This window comes from Streptomyces albipurpureus (genome assembly GCF_023701525.1).
GTDB classification, from domain to species: domain Bacteria; phylum Actinomycetota; class Actinomycetes; order Streptomycetales; family Streptomycetaceae; genus Streptomyces; species Streptomyces albipurpureus.
This window is the reverse complement of the sequence record NZ_JAMQAW010000103.1, coordinates 1-3,534: the sequence shown is the minus strand read 5'-3', so window position 1 is coordinate 3,534 and position 3,534 is coordinate 1. Positions and strand designations below refer to the sequence as shown.

General features: G+C 65.3%; 2 protein-coding genes and 1 tRNA gene. All 3 read left to right on the top strand.

Annotated elements, in window-relative coordinates; all coding sequences use genetic code 11:
• Positions 1 to 105: 105 nt before the first annotated feature.
• The 3 genes from gyrA (at position 106) to NBG84_RS39030 (ending at position 3,512) form a co-directional block, all read left to right on the top strand.
• Positions 106 to 2,712 carry a DNA gyrase subunit A gene (gene gyrA / locus NBG84_RS39040; RefSeq protein ID WP_250924483.1) on the top strand — a complete coding sequence of 869 codons (2,607 nt, stop codon included), beginning with the start codon at positions 106 to 108 and terminating at the stop codon, positions 2,710 to 2,712.
• Positions 2,713 to 2,715: 3 nt separating this feature from the next.
• Complete coding sequence (locus tag NBG84_RS39035; RefSeq protein ID WP_250924482.1) at positions 2,716 to 3,354, top strand: DUF3566 domain-containing protein; 639 nt, start codon at positions 2,716 to 2,718, stop codon at positions 3,352 to 3,354.
• Positions 3,355 to 3,438: 84 nt separating this feature from the next.
• Positions 3,439 to 3,512: transfer RNA gene (locus NBG84_RS39030), tRNA-Ile, on the top strand.
• The last annotated feature ends 22 nt before the right edge of the window (positions 3,513 to 3,534 follow it).

The window sequence follows — 3,534 nt, the reverse complement described above, 5'->3', positions numbered from 1 at the left end:
CGTCGAAGCCCGACGCTCCTTCATCCAGCGCAACGCCAAGGACGTCCGCTTCCTCGACATCTGAGTCGGCCTCAGCTGACCGCACGAAAGGACCGAAGACCAGCAATGGCCGACGAGACACCCAATTCTGCTCCGACCGAAGAGTTCACGATGCGGATCGAGCCCGTCGGGCTTGAGACCGAGATGCAGCGCTCGTATCTCGACTACGCGATGTCCGTCATCGTCTCCCGCGCGCTTCCGGACGTACGGGATGGACTGAAGCCCGTCCACCGCCGTGTGCTCTACGCGATGTACGACGGCGGCTACCGGCCCGAGAAGGGCTTCTACAAGTGCGCCCGTGTCGTCGGCGACGTCATGGGCACCTACCACCCGCACGGCGACTCCTCGATCTATGACGCCCTGGTGCGACTGGCGCAGCCGTGGTCGATGCGGATGCCGCTGGTGGACTCCAACGGCAACTTCGGCTCCCCGGGCAATGACCCCGCAGCCGCCATGCGGTACACCGAGTGCAAGCTCAAGCCGCTGTCGATGGAGATGCTCCGGGACATCGACGAGGAGACCGTCGACTTCCAGGACAACTACGACGGCCGTAACCAGGAGCCGACGGTCCTCCCGGCGCGTTTCCCGAACCTGCTGGTCAATGGCTCGGCGGGCATCGCGGTCGGCATGGCGACCAATATCCCCCCGCACAATCTGCGGGAGGTCGCGGCGGGTGCCCAGTGGGCGCTTGAGCACCCGGACGCCAGTCATGAGGAACTGCTCGACGCGCTGATCGAGCGCATCAAGGGCCCGGACTTCCCCAGCGGCGCGCTGGTCGTGGGCCGCAAGGGCATCGAGGAGGCGTACCGCACCGGCCGTGGCTCCATCACGATGCGTGCCGTCGTCGCGGTCGAGGAGATCCAGAACCGCCAGTGTCTGGTGGTCACCGAGCTTCCGTACCAGGTCAACCCGGACAATCTCGCGCAGAAGATTGCCGACCTGGTGAAGGACGCCAAGGTCGGCGGTATCGCCGACGTCCGCGATGAGACCTCGTCCCGCACCGGGCAGCGACTGGTCATCGTGCTCAAGCGCGACGCGGTCGCCAAGGTCGTCCTGAACAACCTCTACAAGCACACCGACCTCCAGACGAACTTCGGCGCCAACATGCTGGCCCTGGTCGACGGGGTGCCGCGGACGCTGTCGCTGGACGCCTTCATCCGGCACTGGGTGACCCACCAGATCGAGGTCATCGTCCGGCGTACGCGCTTTCGTCTGCGCAAGGCCGAGGAGCGGGCGCACATCCTGCGCGGCCTGCTCAAGGCGCTGGACGCGATCGACGAGGTCATCGCGCTGATCCGGCGCAGCGACACGGTCGACATCGCGCGCGAGGGCCTGATGGGCCTGCTGCTGATCGACGAGATCCAGGCGAACGCGATCCTGGAGATGCAGCTGCGCCGGTTGGCGGCCCTGGAGCGACAGAAGATCGTCCAGGAGCACGACGAGCTCCAGACCAAGATCAACGAGTACAACGCGATCCTCGCGTCGCCCGAGAAGCAGCGCGGGATCGTCAGCGACGAGTTGGCTGTGATCGTCGACAAGTTCGGTGACGACCGGCGCTCCGCGCTGGTTCCCTTCGACGGCGACATGTCCATCGAGGATCTGATCGCCGAAGAGGACATCGTCGTCACGATCTCTCGCGGCGGCTATGTGAAGCGTACGAAGACGGACGACTACCGCTCGCAGAAGCGCGGCGGCAAGGGAGTCCGGGGCACCAAGCTCAGGGAAGACGACATCGTCGACCACTTCTTCGTCTCCACCACCCACCACTGGCTGCTCTTCTTCACCAACAAGGGCAGGGTCTACCGCGCCAAGGCCTATGAGCTGCCGGACGCGGGTCGTGACGCGCGTGGTCAGCACGTGGCCAATCTGCTGGCCTTCCAGCCGGATGAGCAGATCGCCGAGATCCTTGCCATTCGCAACTACGAGGCCGTGCCCTATCTGGTGCTCGCCACCAAGGGCGGTCTGGTCAAGAAGACTCCGTTGAAGGACTATGACTCACCTCGGTCCGGTGGTGTCATCGCTATCAACCTCCGGGAGACCGAAGCCGGCGGCGATGACGAGCTGATCGGTGCCGAGCTGGTGTCGGCCGAGGACGATCTGCTACTTATCAGCAAGAAGGCCCAGTCGATCCGATTCACCGCAACGGACGAGGCGCTGCGTCCCATGGGGCGTGCCACATCCGGTGTCAAGGGGATGAGTTTCCGCGAGGGAGACGAGCTTCTGTCGATGAATGTGGTGCGGCCCGGTACGTTCGTGTTCACTGCTACCGATGGTGGTTACGCGAAGCGGACCGCTGTCGACGAGTACCGCGTTCAGGGTCGTGGCGGCCTCGGCATCAAGGCTGCCAAGATCGTGGAGGACCGTGGGTCGCTCGTGGGCGCTCTGGTGGTCGAGGAGACGGACGAGATCCTCGCCATCACCCTCGGCGGCGGTGTGATTCGCACGCGAGTCAATGAAGTCAGGGAGACAGGCCGTGACACCATGGGCGTCCAACTGATCAACCTGGGCAAGCGCGATGCCGTGGTCGGTATCGCACGTAACGCCGAGGCCGGTCGGGAGGCAGAAGAGGTCGATGGGGCTGACGAGGCCCCGGAGACCGATGAAACCTTCGTCGCTTCGGCTGAAGCGGCAGCCGAGGGCACCGAGCCTTCGGCCGGGGAGCACGAGGAGTAGAGCGTGAGTGGAGCCACGGGCGCCGGTTCGGCCGCTGCCGGAGCTTCTGGAGCGAACGGTGCCCGTGGCGCTGCCACGGACTCCCAGGGGGTTACCGTGACAGACACCCGGGGGCCAAAGCCCCCGTATGAGACCTTCGCCGGCGCTCAGCCGGCGCCTCAGCAGTCGGGGCAGCCGTACCGCCCGCCGCAGGCCTACCCGTCGCCCGAGGGCGACGAGGGGACCCAGACGGGTGTGCGGTTTCCCCGGACGGGTGCGCGTACGACCCCGCGCACCCGCAAGGCACGACTGCGGGTGGCCAAGGCCGACCCGTGGTCCGTGATGAAGGTCAGCTTTCTGCTCTCGATCGCGCTGGGCATCTGTACGGTGATCGCGGCCGCGGTGCTGTGGATGGTTATGGACGCCATGGGCGTCTTCTCCACGGTCGGCGGAACGATTAGCGAGGCCACGGGCTCGACCGACAGCAATGGCTTTGACCTGCAGTCGTTCTTGTCGCTGCCGCGGGTGCTTATCTTCACATCGATCATCGCGGTGATCGATGTGGTGCTCGCGACCGCGTTGGCGACGCTCGGAGCGTTTATCTACAACCTCTCGGCGGGCTTCGTCGGTGGTGTGGAGCTGACGCTCGCGGAGGACGAGTAGGCCCAGGTCCGGGGCCCTTGGCCCCGGGATTTGGGAGCTGCGCCCGACGTGCGCTAATCTTCAGAGGTCAGCGCAGAGCGCGGCGGGGCTATAGCTCAGTTGGTTAGAGCGCATCCCTGATAAGGATGAGGCCACAGGTTCAAATCCTGTTAGCCCCACAGTAGTTAAGTGCAGGTAAGA

Bases quoted from the DNA above. Each gene is read 5' to 3' on its own strand.
- gyrA (WP_250924483.1), top strand. From the start codon at position 106: ATGGCCGACGAGACACCCAATTCTGCTCCGACCGAAGAGTTCACGATG.